Raw genomic sequence first — 20,126 nt, 5'->3', positions numbered from 1 at the left:
TTATCTGCTTCCTTTGTTTTTGTTACCACCATGACCTCTGAAAGATCTTGTTGGAGAAAATTCGCCTAACTTGTGACCAACCATGTTTTCTGTAACGTAAACAGGGATAAAAGATTTCCCGTTGTGTACAGCAATAGTTTGTCCTACGAAGTCCGGAGAGATCATAGATGCTCTAGACCAAGTTTTGATAACTGTCTTCTTACCAGACTCTATATTTGCCTGAACCTTCTTATCTAAAGTATGATGAATGAACGGTCCTTTCTTAAGTGATCTTGCCATAATTATTTTCTTTTAGATACGATGTAACGGTTAGACACTTTGTTTTTCTTTCTAGTTTTGTAACCTTTAGCCGGTTTACCGTTTCTAGATCTTGGGTGACCTCCAGAAGAACGTCCTTCACCACCTCCCATTGGGTGATCTACAGGGTTCATTACTACCGCTCTTGTTCTTGGTCTTCTACCTAACCATCTGCTTCTACCAGCTTTACCTGATACAGTTAATTGGTGATCAGAGTTGGAAACTGATCCAATCATTGCCATACATTCAGTAAGGATCATTCTGGATTCTCCTGAAGGCAATTTAATGATTGCATATTTTCCGTCTCTTGAAGTTAATTGCGCTGAAGAACCAGCACTTCTTGCCAAAATAGCACCTTGACCAGGCTTCATTTCAACACAAGAAATTACAGTACCCAATGGAATGTTTTTCAATTTCATTGCGTTACCTACGTTTGGTTCTACGCTTTCACCTGAAACTACTTTCTGATCTACTTTGATACCGTTTGGAGCGATGATGTATCTCTTCTCTCCGTCAGCATACTCTAATAAAGCGATAAATGCAGTTCTGTTTGGATCGTATTCTACAGATTTTACAGTGGCTTCAACGTTTGCTTTGTTTCTTTTGAAGTCAATAATTCTGTATTTCTTTTTGTGTCCACCTCCGGTGTAACGCATGGTCATTTTACCTGTTTGGTTACGTCCACCTGACTTTTTAATACCAACTGTTAGAGATTTCTCTGGTTTGTTGGTAGTAATTTCCTCAAAATTGTTTACAATTCTGAATCTCTGTCCCGGGGTGATAGGTTTTAATTTTCTAACAGACATTACTATTATTTATAATTATAATTAATTTACAGCAAAAATATCGATAACCTCACCTTCAGCAAGTTTGATTACCGCTTTTTTCAATTTGTTTGTCTTTCCTACTTGAAGACCTTTTTTAGTGTATTTCGAAGAAACCTTCGGAGCATAAATCATTGTGTTAACGTCTGCTACTTTTACACCATAAGCCGCTTCTACAGCTTTCTTAATCTGGATTTTATTCGCCTTAGTATCTACCAAGAAAGAATAAGAACCTCTTAAATCTGTAAGGTAATTAGCCTTTTCTGAGATAACTGGTTTAATGATAATAGACATGATTTATTTCTTTAAATTTTCCTGGAATTTTTCTACTGCACCTTCGAAGAATACGATCTCACCTGCGTTTACTAAATCGTAAGAACTCACTTCGTTGAAGTTCATTACTTTAGTCTTAGGTAAGTTTCTTGAAGATAAATACACATTCTTGTTAGCTTCAGGAAGAATAAACAAAGATTTTTTACCGTTTAATGTTAATGCATCTAATAAAGTAATGAAATCTTTAGTCTTAGGAGCTTCGAAGCTCATATCTTCTAAAACTTTAATGCTGTTGTCTCTCATTTTCTGAGATAAAACAGATTTCTTAGCTAATCTCTTAAGAGCTTTGTTCAATTTGAATCTGTAGTCTCTTGGTTTTGGACCGAATACTCTACCTCCTCCTCTGAAAGTTGGAGATTTAATATCACCATATCTAGCAGAACCAGATCCTTTTTGCTTCTTAAGTTTTTTAGTAGAAGCCGTGATTTCGCTTCTTTCTTTTGCTTTATGAGTCCCTTGTCTTTGTGCTGCAAGGTACTGTTTAACTTCTAAGTAAACCGCGTGCTGATTTGGCTCAATTCCGAATACTGTTTCGTCTAGAGTTACTTTTCTTCCGGTCTCTTTTCCTGATGTATTTAATACTACTAGTTCCATTTTCTGATAATTACATAAGAATTTTTAGCTCCCGGAACAGCACCTTTTACTACTAAAAGATTTTGTTCTTGATCCACTTTTAATACCTGAAGGTTTTGTACAGTTACCTGCTTACCTCCCATTCTTCCAGCCATTCTCATCCCTTTGAATACTCTTGAAGGGTCAGATCCAGCACCGATAGAACCTGGAGCTCTAAGTCTGTTGTGCTGACCATGAGTTGCCTGCATTACACCTCCAAATCCGTGTCTTTTAACAACACCCTGGAAGCCTTTACCTTTTGAAGTACCTGTTACGTCTACGAATTCTCCTTCGTTGAACAAGTCTACCTTTACTTCTTCTCCTACTTTTACTTCATCAACGAATTCTCTGTAGAATTCTACCAATTTAGCTTTAGGAGCAGAACCAGCCTTTTTAAAATGACCAGCTAACGCTTTACCAACGTTCTTCTCACTCTTGTCATCGAAACCTAATTGAACTGACTTATAACCGTCTTTTTCAATGGTTCTGACCTGTAAAACCGAGCATGGACCAGCCTGAATAACTGTACAAGGAATATTTTTCCCTGCTTCGTCAAACAAAGAAGTCATACCGATTTTTTTACCAATAATACCTGACATTGTTTATGTTATAATAAAATTTATCCTTTATTTATCCCCATTTTTCGGAAGTCTGAAGCAATTTCTACTTTTGATATAGGCATACTACGCCCCTAAAATGAGTGTGCAAATTTATGAATATTTTTATAACTGACAAATATTTACAGTAAAATATTTTGATTTTTAATCATTTAGATAATTTTGAAAAAATTTAAGCCAAATTTTATAGAAAAATTTTTGAATTATGGAAAATTAAAAAAAACAAGATTATTTAGTAATTACACTCACGCCAATTTCTTCAAGCTTATTTTTATCCTCCTCTAAAATATCACCATCTGTAATCAGAAAGTCAATTTTATCCAGATCCGCGATTTTTCCGAAGCCTTTTTTATTCAGCTTGGAAGAATCTGCCAGAATCACTACTTTATCCGAACATTCAATCATTAATTGATTAAGATGAGCTTCCGCAGCATTGGAAGTACTGATCCCGAAATTCATATCAATTCCGTCTACTCCCAGAAATAACTTATTGCAAGAAAAATGTTTCAGAATCGTCTCAGAGATGGAACCTACAATGGAAGTCGAACTTTTTCTCACCTCTCCTCCCAATTGTATAATGTTAATGTTCGGATTATTGCAAAGCTCGATCGCAACACGTAAAGAAGAAGTGAGAACCGTCAACGGTCCAAAATTCACCAACATACGCGCAAGATAATGCATCGTGGTTCCTGAAGCCAGAATAATACAGTCGTTCTCCTGAATCAAAGAAAGCGCACCTTTCGCAATATTCTTTTTAGCCTCTACATTGATATTTTCCTTTTCATCAACATTTTTTTCGTAGGCATACCGTACCTGTTTACTGGCACCACCGTGATTTCTGAAAAGTAATCCCAGACTTTCAAGGTAATTCAGATCCTTTCGGATCGTAACCGACGAAACATTGAATTTCTCACAAAGATCCTGAACCAGAATATGATCTTTTTCGTCTAATTCCTTTAAAATATCATTATGCCTTGGAAGCAATTTCTCCATTACGTTTCGTTTTCTCAAAAATACCATTTTTATTTTGATTCGAAAAATTTCATTTATTTTCTTTTTGGTTTCGTTTTTAATTTATAACTTTGAAAACGAAACATAACGAAATATTATGAAACGAAACGAAGAACTCAGCAAATTATCCACCGTTAAAGAATGGGACTTTATCATCATTGGCGGAGGAGCGAGTGGATTAGGTTCGGCACTGGACGCAACGAGCAGAGGATTTAAAACGTTACTGTTAGAATCTCACGATTTTGCAAAAGCAACTTCCAGCAGAAGCACAAAACTGGTACATGGCGGCGTAAGATATTTAGCACAGGGAGATATCGGCTTGGTAAAAGAAGCCTTAAAAGAAAGAGGTTTACTGGCAAAAAATGCAGCCCATGTTGTAAAAAACCAGTCTTTTATTATTCCAAATTACACTTGGTGGGAAGGAATTTATTATAAAATAGGACTTTCGGTTTACGATTTTCTTGCCGGAAAATTAAGTTTGGGAAGAACGAAATACATCAGCAAATCAAAAACCGTAGAGAAACTTCCGACCATCGAACAAAAAGGTCTGGCGAGCGGAGTGGTTTATCAGGACGGACAGTTTGACGATGCAAGACTGGCGATCAACTTAACACAGACCATTATCGAAAAAGGCGGAACAGCGGTTAATTACGTAAAAGTGATTAATCTGATGAAAAATGACTCCAATAAGATCATCGGCGTTGTTGCAGAAGATCAGTTTACAAAACAGCAATTCGAAATCAAAGCGAAAGTAGTCATCAATGCAACCGGAGTTTTCACGAATGATATTTTAAATATGAATAACCCGAAACACGGAAAATTCGTCGTTCCAAGTCAGGGAATTCATTTGGTTCTGGATAAATCATTTCTGAAAAGCGACGATGCCATCATGATTCCTAAAACTTCAGACGGAAGGGTTTTATTTGTCGTTCCGTGGCACGACAGAGCTTTGGTAGGAACAACAGATACTTTACTGGAAAACGAAAGTTTTGAGCCAAGAGCTTTAGAAGATGAAATTAAATTTGTCCTGAATACCGCAAGACAATATTTAGCGAAAAAGCCAACCCGAGAAGACGTAAAATCTGTTTTCGCAGGACTCAGACCTCTCGCAGCTCCGAAAGACGGCAGCAAAAGCACAAAAGAAGTTTCCAGAAGTCATAAAGTCGTTACCTCAGACACGGGACTCATCTCGATTATCGGAGGAAAATGGACGACATACCGTAAAATGGCGGAAGACACGATTGATGAAGCCATGAAAGTTCATAACCTTGGAATAACCACTTCCAAAACAGAATACCTTTCGATTCATGGAAATGTGAAACCCGAAACGGTGGACAGAACGAATCATTTATATGTTTACGGAGCCGATATTCCGGAAATAAAAAAACTACAGCAGAACAATCCTGAATTATCAGAAAAAATACATCCTGATCATCCCTTCACCATGGCAGAAGCAGTCTGGGCAATACGAAGCGAAATGGCACAAACCATTGAGGATATTTTAGCACGAAGAGTCCGGCTTTTATTTTTAGATGCAAGAGCAGCAATCGACAGCGCGCACAAGATTGCACAGATCATCGCAAAAGAAAACGGGCATTCTGCGGAATGGGCAGTTGAACAGGAAAGAGAATTTATCGAATTGGCGAAAGGATATTTACTGACTCCTTATTCTCCAAGATCCATTTAACCTTAATTTACGATCACAGCATGAGTGAAAAGTTGATTCTCGCTCTGGACCAAGGTACGACTTCGTCGAGAGCCATTTTATTCAATCACAGCGGAGAAATTGAATTTGTTTCTCAGAAAAGTTTTGAACAGATATTTCCTACACCGGGTTGGGTAGAACATGACCCCAATGAAATCTGGTCTTCACAGGTTTCCGTAGCGGCGGAAGTCATTGCCAAAGCAGGAATTTCCGGTCGGGAAATTGCCGCCATCGGAATTACCAATCAGCGTGAAACCACCGTTGTATGGGATAAAGAAACCGGAGAACCTGTGTATAATGCCATTGTATGGCAGGACAGAAGAACGTCCAAATATTGTGACGAATTAAAAGAGCAGGGTCATGCTGAGAAAATTAAAGAAAAAACAGGTCTTGTACTGGATGCTTATTTTTCAGCAACAAAACTGAAGTGGATTTTAGACAATGTAGAAGGCGCAAGAGAAAAAGCAGAAGCCGGAAAATTATGTTTCGGAACAGTAGACACTTTCCTTGTCTGGAAACTTACGCGCGGAAAGATGTTCATCACCGATGTTTCGAATGCAAGCAGAACCATGCTTTTGAATATTCATACTTTAGAATGGGACGATGATTTACTGGAACTGTTTAATATTCCAAGATCGATTTTGCCGGAAGTAAAACAAAGCAGTGAAATCTACGGAGAAACAGCTACTACATTATTCTCCACAAAAATTCCGATTGCAGGGATTGCGGGAGATCAGCAGGCTGCATTATTCGGACAGATGTGTACGACTCCGGGAATGGTAAAAAACACGTATGGAACAGGCTGTTTCCTTTTAATGAATACAGGAACAGAAGCAGTTTTATCTAAAAACAATTTACTGACAACTGTTGCATGGAAAATTAATGGAGAAGTGAATTACGCTTTGGAAGGAAGTGTTTTTGTAGGAGGTGCAGCGATTCAGTGGCTGAGAGACGGTTTAAAATTAATCCGTTCCGCAGAGGAAGTAAATACTTTGGCACAATCGGTTGAAGATAATGGCGGGGTGTACTTTGTTCCTGCATTAACGGGTTTAGGCGCTCCTCACTGGGATCAGTATGCCCGCGGAAATATCGTTGGCGTAACCCGCGGAACCACAAACGGGCATATCGCAAGAGCTACTTTGGAAGGTATTGCTTTTCAGGTGTATGATATTGTAAAAGCAATGGAAGCTGATTCCGGAACGGAAAGTCTTGAATTAAGAGTAGACGGCGGAGCTTCTGCAAGTGATTTGCTGATGCAGATTCAGTCGGATTTATTCGGATTTAAAATTACAAGACCAAAAACTCTGGAAACAACCGCTTTGGGAGCGGCTTATCTTGCCGGACTTGCTGTCGGATACTGGGAAAACATTGATGAAATACAGTCTCAATGGATCATTGATAAAGATTTCCACCCGCAACTGGAAAAAGAAAAAGTGGAAAAAATGGTAAAAACCTGGACAAAAGCGGTACAGCGTTCTCAAAACTGGATCGAAGATTAACCTTTTAAAATAAAACTATGACTCCATTTACAGCAGAAATAATCGGCACAATGCTGATGATCCTTTTAGGAAACGGCGTAGTAGCCAATGTTGTTTTGAAAGGCACAAAAGGAAACAATTCCGGCTGGATTGTAATTACCACCGCCTGGGCTCTGGCAGTTTTTGTGGGGGTAACCGTCGCAGGACCTGTCAGCGGCGCACATCTGAATCCCGCAGTGACCTTAGGATTAGCTTTCGCAGGAAAATTTTCATGGGATCTGGTTCCTACCTATATTGCCGGAGAAATGATCGGGGCAATGTTGGGCGCATCTCTGGTCTGGATTTTCAATAAAGATCATTTTGCCATTACGGAAGACGAAGGGGCAAAACTTGCGTGTTTCAGTACAGGACCTGCCATCAGAAAACCTGTTTCCAATTTAATCAGTGAAATGATCGGAACTTTCGTTTTGGTATTCGTGATTTTTCATTTCGCAGATCCAAGCATGACTTTAAATAATGATCCGAACGCAAAAATAGGATTAGGAAGTGTAGGAGCTTTACCAGTCACTTTATTGGTCTGGGCAATCGGTCTTTCTTTAGGAGGAACCACAGGCTACGCCATTAATCCGGCAAGAGATCTCGGACCAAGAATTATGCACGCTCTTCTTCCGGTAAAAGGAAGCAGTGACTGGAGTTATGCATGGATTCCCATTGCAGGACCAATCATTGGAGCTGCTCTTGCTGCGTTACTTCACGGAATTCTGAGCTAACAAAACTTTACTTTATGAAAAAACTAATCTATTTATGCCTGATTTTATCAGGTACAGGAACTCTTTTTGCCCAAGAAAATAAAGAAACAGCGGAAGAAAGCAGACTGGATTTTACCGCAAACATTCAGAATAACCATCTTTGGAGAGGTTTAATAATTACCGATAAACCAGTCGTCATGGGAAATCTTTCCTACGCTCTGGATAAAGAAAAAAAATGGAAGATCGGAGTTTGGGGCGCATCTGCACTAACGGACGATAAAGACAATACGCATTATAAAGAAATCAATTATTACGTCCAGTTTTCCAACGGAAGATTTTACATTGGATTGTGGGATTTATTTAATTCAAGAAATATAAACACCACGGTGGCTTCGGATGATATTTTTAATTATTCCAACAGGAGAACAGCGCATATTATTGATTTAAGAACGAATTATACATTTGGTGCTTCTTTTCCTTTAAATATTGAAGCAGACATTATGCTCTATGGAGGAGCTAATGCGGGAGAAGTGGTTCTGGAATCTGACGGAACGTATAAAAAGAATAAATATTCAACATATATTCAAGCGAGTTATCCTGTCATTAAAGATAAAAAAGTAAATCTGGACGCGTTTGTAGGAGCCGGATTTGCTTTAAATGACAAAAGATTTCTTTACGGAAACGGAAAAAACAGTTTTGATGTTGTAAATGTAGGCGTGAAGGCAGGTAAAACGGTAAAAGTCACAGATCATTACAGCCTGCCTGTTTCCATGATGGCAATGTGGAACCCATCGAATAAGTTCGCAAGAATTCAGCTTGCTGCAACAGTATTCTAGAAAATTAATTGTTAGTAATGTACAAACCATCTCTTCTGGAGGTGGTTTTTTATTAATTTGATGTTTTTTAATGTAAACTTGTGTAAACTAATTTCAAAATTAACCGCAAAAGCTGCAAAAGATGATTATGCAGCAATAATTAGAGTAATCAAAGTACTCAAAAGAATAAAAATCGAAGATTTTTAAAGTTGTTGTTATCTATTCTAGCTTTAAATAAAATTTCATCTTCCCTTTTGTGGTTAAATAAAAAGTTTAAACAAATCTATTATTCAGAAGATAACATATAAAATGGCTTAACAAAAAGAAATCACCGTGATTTTACGGTGTAATTTTTGATAGGATATTTTTAATTTTGAGAAAAATTTACTTGTGAAAAAACTTTTATTTCTACTCACACTTCTTTTAGGCTTCTTCTCATTTGCACAGTCGAAAGTTCCGTTTTTTGGGAAAAGAGATTTCAATATAGAAAATGGAGCTAACGGATCCGGAACTCCCGGTTATTATATCAACATAAAAGATAACGGCGATGTGTATTTCGGTTTTGTACAGATCAATCAGGCAGACGGAACGGAAACCAAAGAAGAAATCAATGCCGGAAAATATGATCCGAAAGTGATGAAAGTTTATTTTAAAACCTATAATGAAACATTTTACGTGAAATTTGATAAAGAAAAAATTTATCTGACCGATGAAAACGGAAAAGTAAAAAAGTCAGACGACTGCTGTCCCGTTTCTGAAATGGAAAAAACAAATTGCGAATGCTCAGGAATATTATACCAATGATGAAAGTCTCTCAACTTCTGTTAATTTTATTTCTCGTCGTTTCCTGTGGTAAAAAACAGTCTCATCCGTACACTTTTTATTACTGGAAAACCCGTTTGGCTTTAGACAAAACAGAGAAAAACGTTTTACAAAAAGCAACCGATCCTTATTTATATACGCGTTTTTTTGATGTTGATAAATTGGACGGGAAATTTCAGCCTGTCGGAGTTATTACAAAAGATCAGAGTTTCAGCACCGACAAAAATATTATTCCAACTGTTTTCATCACGAACCGTGCGTTTCTCAACATTACCAATGAGGAAATACAGTTTCTTGCAGCAAGCATTAATGATTTAATTAAAAAAAAGACTTCAGAATATGAATTGAAAACGGGCAACGAAATACAAATTGACTGCGACTGGACTGCAGGAACCCGCGATGATTATTTTAAATTTCTGAAAAAATTAAAGGAGGTTTCAAAAAAAACAGTAACCTGCACACTACGCCTTCATCAGGTAAAAGATAAAAATATCATGGGAATTCCACCGGTTGAGCAGGTTTTTCTGATGTGCTACTCCACTTCTTCTCCGCTGGAAAACTCAGATAAAAATTCTATTTTGGATGTGAGTACACTCAAAAATTACCTTTCTAAGCTGGAAGATTATCCTGTTAAAAAAATTGAGGTTGCCCTGCCGATTTATTCGTGGGGAATTGTAACCAACCATTTGGGAAAACATAAACTGATTAATGCTTTGTCTGAAAAGGATCTTAAAAACCCCGATTTCAAGCGAATATCCGACACAGAAATTGAAATACAGAAGGACGGATTTTATTTCGGAAGTTATCTGAACAAAGGTTTCAGAATTAAAATTGAAGAAATTTCGGATCAGCAGCTTCAGGAAGTTATCCGTTTTCTGGAGAAAAAAATAAGCAACTTCGATATTATATATTATCAGTTAGACAGTAAATTTGTTACAGGACAGAACTTTAGCTTGTAAATTCAATTAAAATTCTGCGTAAATTGCATTATGCTTAAAAAGATAATTCTTACAGATTTCTTAAACGGATCAGCGTAAGAATAATTTGAAAATATACATTACCATTATAACTTAAAAAAACACCATTAACAAAATGAAAAAGTACTTTCTTTCGCTCGCGGTTTTATCGCTTTTTTACAGTAAAACTGAAGCGTGCGCATGGTCTGATCCGGATTATGAATATTTCAATCTGTTTACGCAGAGTATCATCAAGGATAAATCGTACCTGCCTTTTCTTCACAGTTATTCAACAAGATTTTACACCGAATTTAAACAATCCCAGATTCCTAATGAAAATGTGGATGCATGGAAAAAATTCTTTAATAATCAACTGACTTTCGCGGAAACAGATTATCTGGTGAATAAAATGAACATCAATGATCTGAATGCTCTGAAAAATGGCAGCACGAACAATCAGCTTCTCACAAAACTCGGATCTGGTTTCTATTCTAAATATAAGGAAGCAATTGATTATCTGATTGAGGCAAAATATCTTGAACCGTACATGAAAATCAACTATGTTGAAAGTCCGGATTCATTTTATTACCGTGAAAGCGAAAGTTCACAAAATGCAACAAATCTTGATTACAATAAAACCATCACTGCATTAACCTCTCTTTACAATGCGGCAAAAAATCCTGAAATTAAGCAGCGTTACGGATATCAGTTGGTGCGTTTAAACCATTACACGCGAAATTACGAAGCTGCGACAGAGGCTTTCAAAACTTATGTTGAATCTATAAAGTTAAGAGGAGCAATCTATTTTATGGCTCTCGATCAATTGGCGGGTGCACAACGCGGACTGGATCTGAAAAGTGATGCCAACTGGAATTTCTTTCAGGTTTTTATGAACAGTAAAAGCCGCAAAGAGTCTGCCTTCGTGTCTATGAAACTTTCGGACACTGCTTCTTTTAATAATATTATGAAAAGAGCGGGAACAAATGAAGAAAAAAACATGGCTTATTTTCTTTTAGGCTATGAGGATTTCAACAATCCGATTCCGATCATGGAAAAAATGTTTGAAATAGATCCTGATTCTGAAATTCTGAAAGTGATGGCGGTGAGAAGCATCAATGAACTGGAAAGAAACTATCTTCCGATTTATTATTACACCAACAATAATGAAAAATCTGCGGTAAAAGTTTCTGCAAACACTACAGCGGATCAGCCAAAAACTGAAGTTGCGGACGCTCCCAAAGAGGAAAAAATATCGTTCTGGCAGAAAATTGTGCGCTTTTTTAAGAAGTTATTCGGAGTTAAAGATAAAACGAGTACTGAAATGAAAGCAGATCAAAGCGATGATGAATTGCTGGACAACCCGAACAGAATTCCGGTTTTCAACAAGAATAATTATTACTATGACGATCAGACGAAAGATTTCTTAGATGATCTTGAAAAATTCACAAGCAAAACGAAAGAAAAATCTAAAGACGAATACTGGCAAATTGCAGACGCTTATCTGAAGTTCCTTAAAAAAGATTATAAAGCCAGTACGGAAATTTTATCAGACATTCAAACCAGCAATCCCGAATATCAGGAACAGATTAAAAGAATGAAGGTTCTGAATGATATCGTTTCCCAGCCTAAAATTGATGCGGATTTCGAAGATCATTTAATGAAAGATTATGCTGAATATTTTGTGGATAAACCGGAACCACCTAAAAAAGACAGTACGGAAACAGAATATGATTATTATGGTGAGGTTCCTTCTACAAAAGATTTCCTGAAAGATGTTCTTGCCAACCGTTATTTCCTGCAGGGTGAAGACGGAAAATCTTTCCTGATGAGCAATACGCTTTCTGATCTTCAGTACAACCCCAACTCCAGTCTGGTAAAAAGTGTGGAAGATTTTTACAGAAAGCCGAACAAAACGAAATTCGAGGAACAGATTATTGCTAAAAATATTGATGATGTAGGAAATATCGATGCCTTTTTTGCAGTGATTTATGGTGACAGAGCCATGAGACAGGCAGATTTTGAGAAAGCTAAATCATACTACACAAAAGCAAAGAATTTCACAGGAATTCCTAGAATCAATTATGACTGGGACGGGAATTCTCAGAAAAAAACGCCTCATCAATACGGAGCTTCAGAATACAATGGTTTCAGAAGTATTTCGGATCTTGTTTTCGGACATAATGTTTGGGAAAGTTATCAGAGTACACCTGAAGAAAGTATGGTGAAGGAAGATTTTTCCCAGTTTTCTTTCATTAAACCTATGATGAATAAACTTGAACTGGCAGAAGCTTTAATTCAGCTTAAAAAAATAGGAAGCGGTAAGGACGAAAAATCAACAAAAGCCAATCAGCTCATTGGAAATCTTCTTTACAATACTTCTTCTTTGGGATATTACAGACAGTTATTTGTGATGGATGTTGACAATACGAATGGCGGAAAATATAATTTCTGGAGCACCGACAGTGAAACGCCTTATCAGTACTATTATAAAAACTTTACGAGTACTACTTTTATTGAACCTGATAATTTTGATCTGGCAATTAATTATTATAAAAAAGCATTGAATACATCAACGGATAAAGAGCAAAAAGCAAGAATTCTGTTTCAGATGGCAAGTGCGGAACAAGGGAAATATTATCAGTATGAAACTAAAAATCCTTCGAACGTAGACTACTCGGATCCAAAATGGAGCGAGAAAACGGATGCTTTCCAAAAGCAGTTAGATCAGATTAAAAATCAAAAATACAGAACGTATTTTGCCATGCTGAAAACACAGTATGCCGATACGGAGACTGCAAAAAATCTGATGGGAAGCTGTTCTTATTTCGGGTATTTTATGAAATAGAATGTTTAATAAAAAAAAAGGAATCAGATCGATTCCTTTTTTTGTTTCTGTTTCTGCAGCCATTCTTCATGTTTTTTTCTGAAAAAATCGTGCTTGTAATCCTGATTTCTTTTGGCAGCATCAATAGAATGTGAAGAATGGATATCTTCATCTTCTTCTGCAAAATCTGCCAGTTTTTCATAGTAACAATGAAGCTGATCGAGTTCTTTTTCCGTTAAATCTTCAATATCGACAATCCTGTTGCTGGCTTTTTCATTCGCTGCGATCAATTCATTTAATTTGATCTGAATGGCTTTTGAGTCTTTATTCTGTGCCTTCTGAATTAAAAATACCATCAGGAAAGTGATGATGGTTGTTCCGGTATTGATTACGAGCTGCCACGTTTCGGAATATTTAAAAACAGGGCCTAAAACCGCCCAGATAATAACGATTAACGTAGCTCCGATAAAAGCATAAGAACTTCCTGTAAATTTTGTTGCCCAGTCTGAAAATTTTTCGAAAAAACTTTTATCTGAAGTTGCCATTTTTCTTGGTATTAATAAATTAATAAACATCAAAAACTCCGCCGAAAAAGCAGCGTTTAAAGATAAGTTAAAAGGGTATGAGTTTTATTTATATTGTACGGCTTGTTTCCAAAAACAAAATATGACAATACATAAAAAAATCCGCTCCCCTGAAGGAACGGATTTTATATAATCATTGCAAAGTATGCAATTATCACACTTTAATTTCAACATCTACACCTGAAGGAAGTTCTAACTTCATTAGAGCATCCACAGTTTTAGAAGAAGAAGAGTAGATATCCATCAATCTCTTGTGAGCTGATAACTGGAACTGCTCTCTTGCTTTCTTGTTTACGTGTGGAGATCTCAACACTGTGAAGATTCTCTTGTTGGTTGGCAATGGAATTGGTCCGTTTACAACAGCACCAGTAGCCTTTACCGTTTTTACGATTTTCTCTGCAGATTTATCTACCAAGTTGTAATCGTAAGATTTAAGTTTTATTCTGATTCTTTGTGACATTTTAATCTAATTTAATATTAACCTTTAGCCTTAGCGATTACTTCTTCAGCAACGTTTGTAGGAGCAGCTTCGTATTTCTCGAATTCCATAGAAGATGTTGCTCTACCTGAAGATAACGTTCTAAGAGAAGTTACATAACCAAACATTTCAGATAGTGGAACGAAAGCTTTGATAACTTTAGCGTTGTTTCTATCGTCCATACCGTTTACAGTACCTCTTCTTCTGTTAAGGTCACCTACGATATCACCCATGTACTCTTCAGGAGTTACTACTTCAAGCTTCATGATGGGTTCCATGATAACTGCTTTAGCAGCTCTACCAGATTCTTTGAAACCTAACTTTGCAGCCAATTCGAAAGATAACTGATCCGAGTCAACCTGGTGGTAAGATCCATCTTTCAATGTAATCTTCATAGATTCTACCTCAAATCCAGCTAAAGGACCGTTCTTCATTGCTTCTCTGAATCCTTTTTCAACTGAAGGAACAAATTCCTTAGGAATGTTACCCCCTTTAATTTCGTTGATGAATTCAAGACCTGTTTTTCCTTCGTCTGCAGGACCGATTTCGAATACGATATCCGCGAACTTACCTCTACCTCCAGACTGCTTTTTGTAAACCTCTCTGTGGCTGGCTTTTTGTGTAAGAGCTTCTTTGTATTCTACTTGCGGCTGACCTTGGTTAACCTCTACTTTGAACTCTCTTCTCATACGGTCTACGATGATATCCAAGTGAAGCTCACCCATACCGGAGATGATTGTTTGTCCTGAAGCCTCGTCTGTCTTAACCTGGAACGTTGGATCTTCTTCAGCTAATTTAGCTAAAGCGTTACCCATTTTATCCTGGTCAGCTTTTGTTTTAGGCTCAACAGCGATACCGATTACCGGATCCGGGAAGATCATCGATTCAAGAACGATTGGGTTCTTTTCATCAGATAATGTATCTCCTGTTTTAATATCTTTAAATCCTACAGCTGCACCGATATCTCCAGCCTCGATATACTCAACCGGATTTTGTTTGTTCGCGTGCATCTGATAGATTCTTGAGATTCTTTCTTTGTTACCAGATCTTGTGTTTAATACATAAGAACCAGCATCCAATCTTCCTGAATAAGCTCTGAAGAATGCTAATCTACCTACGAACGGGTCAGTAGCAATTTTGAAAGCTAATGCAGCGAAAGGCTCCTCAACAGATGGTTTTCTTTCGATATCAGCGTCAGTTCTTGGATCTGTTCCTTTGATATTGTCCTTATCCAATGGAGAAGGAAGATATTTACAAACAGCATCAAGCATGAACTGTACTCCTTTGTTTTTGAAAGAAGATCCACAAGTCATTGGAATGATAGAAAGATCGATAGTCGCTTTTCTTAATGCTTCGTTGATTTCCTCTTCAGAAATTGAATCCGGATCTTCGAAGAATTTCTCCATCAAAGTCTCATCATAATCAGCTACAGCTTCTACTAATTTCTCTCTATATTCAAGAACTTCATCCTTCATGTCCTCAGGAATTGGAACTACTTCATAAGTAGCACCCTGTCCTGCTTCATCCCAGATGATCGCTCTGTTCTTAATTAAGTCTACAACCCCTTTAAAATCTTCTTCAGCACCGATTGGTAAAACGATTGGAACTGCATTAGATCCTAACATTTCTTTTACTTGTTTTACAACGTTCAAGAAGTCAGCACCCTGTCTGTCCATTTTGTTTACGAATCCCATTCTCGCAACTTTGTAGTTGTCAGCCAATCTCCAGTTTGTTTCAGACTGAGGCTCTACTCCATCTACTGCAGAGAATAAGAATACCAAACCGTCCAATACTCTCAAAGATCTGTTTACTTCTACGGTGAAGTCAACGTGTCCCGGTGTATCGATAATGTTGAAGTGGTAAGGTTTTGTTTCAGGTAATTTCTTACCTTGATCTGTTGGGAAATTCCAGTTACAAGTAGTTGCAGCAGAAGTAATCGTAATACCTCTTTCTGCTTCCTGTTCCATCCAGTCCATTGTAGAAGCACCATCGTGAACTTCTCCAATTTTGTGGTTTACACCTGTATAGAATAAAATCCTTTCTGTAGTGGTAGTCTTACCTGCATCAATGTGAGCAGCAATACCAATATTTCTTGTAAATTTAAGATCTCTTCCCATTTCAGATTAGAATTTGAAGTGTGAGAAAGCTTTGTTTGCTTCCGCCATTTTGTGAGTATCAGTTTTCTTTTTGAAAGCTGCACCTTCTTCTCTTGAAGCAGCTACAACTTCGTTAGCTAATTTCAAAGCCATAGACTTATCATTTCTAGCTTTAGAATATTTGATTAACCATTTCATTGCCATAGAAATTTTTCTATCCGCTCTGATTGGCATTGGGATCTGGAAGTTAGCTCCACCTACTCTTCTGGAACGTACTTCTACGTGAGGCATAACGTTCGTTAATGCATCTTTCCAGATTTCAAGAGCTGTTTTTTCAGAATCTCCTTTTTTAGTTTCTACGATATCCAACGCATCATAGAAAATTTTGAATGCGATTGACTTCTTACCGTCAAGCATTAAGTTATTAACGAATCTCGTTACCAATTGATCATTAAACTTCGGATCTGGTAACAACGGTCTTTTTTTCGCTTTTGTCTTTCTCATTGTTTCTGTACCTTATTTAATGATTACTTTTTCTTTCCTTTTGCTGGTGCAGCTGGTGCCTGTCCTGGTTTAGGTCTCTTAGCTCCATACTTCGATCTTCTCTGTGTTCTTCCATTTACACCTGCAGTGTCTAATGCACCTCTTACGATGTGGTAACGTACTCCCGGTAGGTCTTTCACCCTTCCGCCTCTTACCAATACTATCGAGTGCTCTTGAAGATTATGTCCTTCGCCCGGGATGTAGGCGTTAACTTCTTTACCGTTAGAAAGTCTTACCCTTGCAACTTTTCTTAGTGCAGAGTTCGGTTTCTTCGGTGTAGTAGTATATACTCTCGTACATACACCACGTCTTTGTGGACAAGAATCAAGGGCAGCCGATTTGCTCTTCTTGGCAAGCGTGGCTCTTCCTTTTCTTACTAATTGTTGAATAGTAGGCATTTAATTGCTTTTTATTTTAGGGTGCAAAAATAATAATATTTTTTTAATTAACAAGCAGTTATACAGAAATAATATTTTTATTTAAAAATTAATTAACAGATACTTACGGTTTAATCCACGATTGTGACTTGTACGTTTCGGTTCCACTTAAAATTCCTTACATGCTGTTTAAGTTTATACATATTCTTTATTAATAGAAATGGATATTGTTAAAATAAGTAGCGGTTCCAATATCATTGACTACAATTTTGGATTTAATATGTATAGAGAAGAACTTCATGAAACAGATGTTGCAAATTAGAATGCAAAAATTACTATATGTAAATTTATTCTAAAAATATCAAAGATAAGTATCATCAATCACGAAACCGCATTTTCGGCACAATATTTACTTAATTTTGTTTCAGAAAAATAAACTACAATATAGATATGAAAAACGCTAACATTATCGGCCTTAAAGAAACCGACTGTAAAAAGATTTCAGAAAAATTAAATATTCTTTTAGCTAACTATTCCGTATTTTATCAGAATACAAGAGGTTCTCACTGGAACATTAAAGGAGATCAGTTTTTTACGCTTCATCCTAAATTCGAGGAACTATACAACAGTCTTGTTCTAAAGATTGATGAAATTGCAGAAAGAATTTTAACATTGGGCGCTACACCGGCTCACAATTATTCAGATTACCTGAAAGTATCAACCATAAAAGAAAGCGTGGAAGTAAGCGATGCTACCAAAAGTGTTGAAAACATTTTAAATTCATTCAAAGTGGTAATTGATCTTCAGAGAGAACTTTTAGACATTACAGATGCAGCCGGAGACGAAGGGACAAACTCCCAAATGAGCGACTACATTACAGAACAGGAAAAAGAAGTATGGATGTACAACTCTTATCTTGGAAAGTAAAGAAAGAAAAAATATCCGGAAAATTTAAAAAAATCACCTTACATTTAGGTGATTTTTATTTTTAATAACTATATTTGCGTATAAATTACACAATCATGCATAACGTACGATTAAACTCCATTTTAGATAACGACTTTTATAAAATAACGATGCAGAATGCGGTAGTAAAATTATTCCCAAGTTCTGTGGTAAAATATGAATTCATCAACCGTGGAAAACATCAGTTTCCTGAAGGTTTCGATATTGCCTTAAGAGAAGCGGTTAATAAAATGGCAGAACTGAAGCTGACGAAAGACGAAAAAAAGTTCATGGCAAGAACCTGCCCTTATATTGATCTTCCATATTTAGATTTTCTAGAAGGTTATCATTATGATCCTTCCGAAGTTAAAATTCATCAGGAAGGAAACGATCTTTCCGTAACCGTTGAAGGACTATGGTACAGAACGATACTTTGGGAAGTCCCATTATTAGCTCTTATCAGCGAGCTTCACTACGAAATGAACCACTTGGAAAGAGACTCCAATGAAGTGGTGATGAACAAAACACTGGAAAAAGCTGAAACACTGGCAAAACTGGGCGTTAATTTTGCAGAATTCGGAACCCGAAGAAGACACTCTCATAAAGTTCAGAATCTTGTTATGGAAGCTTTAACACAAAAGAAAGACTCTACATTTATAGGTTCTTCCAATGTGCATTTCGCGATGAAATATGGTGTAAAACCCATCGGAACCCATGCTCACGAATGGTTTATGTTCCACGCTGCGGAATATGGTTTCAAAATGGCAAACGAACTGGCTCTGGAACATTGGGTGGATGTTTACCGCGGAGATTTGGGAGTTGCTCTTTCAGATACCTACACAACAGATGTTTTCTTCCAGCAGTTTGATAAAAAGTTTGCAAAACTTTTCGATGGTGTTCGTCACGACAGCGGCGATCCTCTGGAATTTGCAGATAAAACCATTGCTCACTATGAAAGACATGGCATTAATCCGCTATTCAAATATATTATTTTTTCAGATGGTTTAAATCTTGAGAAAGTAGAAGAAATCACCAATTACTGCAAAGGAAAGATCGGAGTTTCTTTTGGAATAGGAACCAATCTTACCAATGATGTCGGCTTAAAACCGATGAATATCGTCATGAAACTTATCGGTGTTCAGGCTCCGAACAAAGAATGGATTCCAACTGTAAAATTATCCGATGAACACGGAAAATATACCGGAGATCCTAAAATGATTGAACTGGCTAAAGAATTTTTAAGAATAAAAGAGTAAAACAGAAATGATGAAAAAAATTATCTTATCAGCTTCTATTTTTGCAACAGCATTTTCATTTGCTCAGAAGACGATAGAAAAACCGAAGTTCAACGAAAAATTGGCTACAGAACTGGGAGCCGATAAATACGGAATGAAGCCGTACGTAATCGTAATGCTGACAACAGGAACTACAAAAATTGAAGACAAGACAAAAATGGCTGAGTTAATGAAAGAACATTTAGCCAATATCGGAAAACTTGCTAAAGAAGGAAAAGTTGTAGTGGCAGGTCCGTTTACCTCAGGTAACAAACAAAATTTTGAAGGAATGTTCATCTTCAATACAAAATTCAAAGAAGAAGCAGAATCATGGGTAAAAACAGATCCCGCTGTAAAAGCAGGAGTCTTCGGATATGAAATCTTGCCATGGTATGGATCGGCAGCTTTGCCATTGTACCTGAAGCACCATGAGGAAATTGCGAAAGAAAATCCTTAATTACTCAGGTCAATGAGAAAACTATCTTATGTTTTATTGTTACTATCATTAATCAACTGCAAGAATAAATCTTCCGTATTTGAAGTAAAAATTAAATCATGTTTCAAAAAATATTATTGATGGACTGAAGCTCTTAAAAGCAGACAACCATCTCAAATTATATTTCCAACATCCCCAAAAAGGAATTTTGGAAATAAGAGACAATAAGATTCAATTAACTTATTATGAAAAATGGCATAATACTGAAAAATAGTTGGTAGAATCCTATCAAAAACTCATTGTTAGGCTGTTTGGAGGAAGTTTTATGAAACGTGTTTCATAAAACTTTT

General features: G+C 36.9%; 21 protein-coding genes. 10 read left to right on the top strand and 11 right to left on the bottom strand.

The window, feature by feature from the left end; genetic code table 11:
- The 6 genes from rpsS to DD829_RS19985 all read right to left on the bottom strand — a co-directional run bounded on the left by rpsS (window position 1) and on the right by DD829_RS19985 (window position 3,676).
- Entirely contained in the window at window positions 1-279 is a 279-nt protein-coding gene (rpsS, locus tag DD829_RS20010) for a 30S ribosomal protein S19 (RefSeq protein WP_002983209.1), read from the bottom strand.
- A 2-nt stretch (window positions 280-281) separates the two neighbouring features.
- Window positions 282-1,103, bottom strand: coding sequence for a 50S ribosomal protein L2 (rplB, locus tag DD829_RS20005; protein ID WP_027381305.1), 822 nt, complete (start codon window positions 1,101-1,103; stop codon window positions 282-284).
- 21 nt (window positions 1,104-1,124) lie between these two features.
- Window positions 1,125-1,415, bottom strand: a complete 291-nt coding sequence (rplW, locus tag DD829_RS20000; RefSeq protein ID WP_042720941.1) for a 50S ribosomal protein L23 — start codon at window positions 1,413-1,415, stop codon at window positions 1,125-1,127.
- A 3-nt stretch (window positions 1,416-1,418) separates the two neighbouring features.
- A complete protein-coding gene (gene rplD / locus DD829_RS19995) occupies window positions 1,419-2,048 on the bottom strand; it encodes a 50S ribosomal protein L4 (RefSeq protein WP_076391856.1) in 630 nt (209 codons plus the stop codon).
- Entirely contained in the window at window positions 2,039-2,665 is a 627-nt protein-coding gene (rplC, locus tag DD829_RS19990; protein WP_076391854.1) for a 50S ribosomal protein L3, read from the bottom strand. Before rplC ends, rplD begins: the two co-directional genes overlap by 10 nt.
- A 246-nt stretch (window positions 2,666-2,911) precedes the next feature.
- The gene (locus DD829_RS19985; protein ID WP_165796571.1) at window positions 2,912-3,676 is read right to left on the bottom strand and encodes a DeoR/GlpR family DNA-binding transcription regulator; all 765 of its coding nucleotides are present in this window, start codon (window positions 3,674-3,676) and stop codon (window positions 2,912-2,914) included.
- Window positions 3,677-3,791: 115 nt separating this feature from the next.
- On the opposite strand from DD829_RS19985, the gene DD829_RS19980 reads away from it, so the two are divergent.
- The 7 genes from DD829_RS19980 to DD829_RS19950 all read left to right on the top strand — a co-directional run bounded on the left by DD829_RS19980 (window position 3,792) and on the right by DD829_RS19950 (window position 13,064).
- Complete coding sequence (locus tag DD829_RS19980; protein ID WP_108409354.1) at window positions 3,792-5,381, top strand: glycerol-3-phosphate dehydrogenase/oxidase; 1,590 nt, start codon at window positions 3,792-3,794, stop codon at window positions 5,379-5,381.
- 20 nt (window positions 5,382-5,401) lie between these two features.
- The gene (glpK, locus tag DD829_RS19975; protein WP_076391848.1) at window positions 5,402-6,898 is read left to right on the top strand and encodes a glycerol kinase GlpK; all 1,497 of its coding nucleotides are present in this window, start codon (window positions 5,402-5,404) and stop codon (window positions 6,896-6,898) included.
- Window positions 6,899-6,915: 17 nt separating this feature from the next.
- Window positions 6,916-7,647, top strand: a complete 732-nt coding sequence (locus DD829_RS19970) for an MIP/aquaporin family protein (protein ID WP_108409355.1) — start codon at window positions 6,916-6,918, stop codon at window positions 7,645-7,647.
- 14 nt (window positions 7,648-7,661) lie between these two features.
- Window positions 7,662-8,462, top strand: a complete 801-nt coding sequence (locus DD829_RS19965; protein ID WP_108409356.1) for a hypothetical protein — start codon at window positions 7,662-7,664, stop codon at window positions 8,460-8,462.
- A gap of 369 nt (window positions 8,463-8,831) precedes the next feature.
- Window positions 8,832-9,245, top strand: a complete 414-nt coding sequence (locus DD829_RS19960) for a hypothetical protein (protein WP_108410849.1) — start codon at window positions 8,832-8,834, stop codon at window positions 9,243-9,245.
- Window positions 9,245-10,222 (top strand): hypothetical protein, encoded by a 978-nt coding sequence (locus tag DD829_RS19955; protein WP_108410853.1) that lies wholly within the window; start codon window positions 9,245-9,247, stop codon window positions 10,220-10,222. Before DD829_RS19960 ends, DD829_RS19955 begins: the two co-directional genes overlap by 1 nt.
- Before the next feature lie 133 nt (window positions 10,223-10,355).
- Entirely contained in the window at window positions 10,356-13,064 is a 2,709-nt protein-coding gene (locus DD829_RS19950) for a hypothetical protein (protein WP_108410850.1), read from the top strand.
- Between the two features lie 23 nt (window positions 13,065-13,087).
- Here DD829_RS19950 and DD829_RS19945 read toward each other — a convergent pair whose 3' ends face one another.
- The 5 genes from DD829_RS19945 to rpsL form a co-directional block, all read right to left on the bottom strand.
- The gene (locus DD829_RS19945; RefSeq protein ID WP_108410851.1) at window positions 13,088-13,588 is read right to left on the bottom strand and encodes a low affinity iron permease family protein; all 501 of its coding nucleotides are present in this window, start codon (window positions 13,586-13,588) and stop codon (window positions 13,088-13,090) included.
- A 193-nt stretch (window positions 13,589-13,781) separates the two neighbouring features.
- Entirely contained in the window at window positions 13,782-14,087 is a 306-nt protein-coding gene (gene rpsJ / locus DD829_RS19940; RefSeq protein WP_002661363.1) for a 30S ribosomal protein S10, read from the bottom strand.
- Window positions 14,088-14,104: 17 nt separating this feature from the next.
- Window positions 14,105-16,222, bottom strand: a complete 2,118-nt coding sequence (fusA, locus tag DD829_RS19935; protein ID WP_076391836.1) for an elongation factor G — start codon at window positions 16,220-16,222, stop codon at window positions 14,105-14,107.
- Between the two features lie 6 nt (window positions 16,223-16,228).
- Window positions 16,229-16,705, bottom strand: coding sequence for a 30S ribosomal protein S7 (rpsG, locus tag DD829_RS19930; RefSeq protein WP_050020592.1), 477 nt, complete (start codon window positions 16,703-16,705; stop codon window positions 16,229-16,231).
- 23 nt (window positions 16,706-16,728) lie between these two features.
- Window positions 16,729-17,142 (bottom strand): 30S ribosomal protein S12, encoded by a 414-nt coding sequence (gene rpsL / locus DD829_RS19925; protein ID WP_027381287.1) that lies wholly within the window; start codon window positions 17,140-17,142, stop codon window positions 16,729-16,731.
- Between the two features lie 429 nt (window positions 17,143-17,571).
- On the opposite strand from rpsL, the gene DD829_RS19920 reads away from it, so the two are divergent.
- From DD829_RS19920 to DD829_RS19910, 3 genes are all read left to right on the top strand, one after another.
- Window positions 17,572-18,048: a Dps family protein gene (locus DD829_RS19920; protein ID WP_076391832.1), complete on the top strand. Its 477-nt coding sequence runs from the start codon at window positions 17,572-17,574 to the stop codon at window positions 18,046-18,048.
- Between the two features lie 95 nt (window positions 18,049-18,143).
- The gene (pncB, locus tag DD829_RS19915; RefSeq protein WP_108411490.1) at window positions 18,144-19,322 is read left to right on the top strand and encodes a nicotinate phosphoribosyltransferase; all 1,179 of its coding nucleotides are present in this window, start codon (window positions 18,144-18,146) and stop codon (window positions 19,320-19,322) included.
- A 10-nt stretch (window positions 19,323-19,332) separates the two neighbouring features.
- Window positions 19,333-19,797: a YciI family protein gene (locus DD829_RS19910; RefSeq protein ID WP_228408249.1), complete on the top strand. Its 465-nt coding sequence runs from the start codon at window positions 19,333-19,335 to the stop codon at window positions 19,795-19,797.
- The last annotated feature ends 329 nt before the right edge of the window (window positions 19,798-20,126 follow it).

The organism is Chryseobacterium sp. HMWF035, from assembly GCF_003094695.1.
GTDB classification, from domain to species: Bacteria; Bacteroidota; Bacteroidia; order Flavobacteriales; family Weeksellaceae; genus Chryseobacterium; species Chryseobacterium gambrini.
The sequence above is the reverse complement of the archived record's forward strand: the minus strand, read 5'-3'. Positions and strand labels throughout refer to the sequence as shown.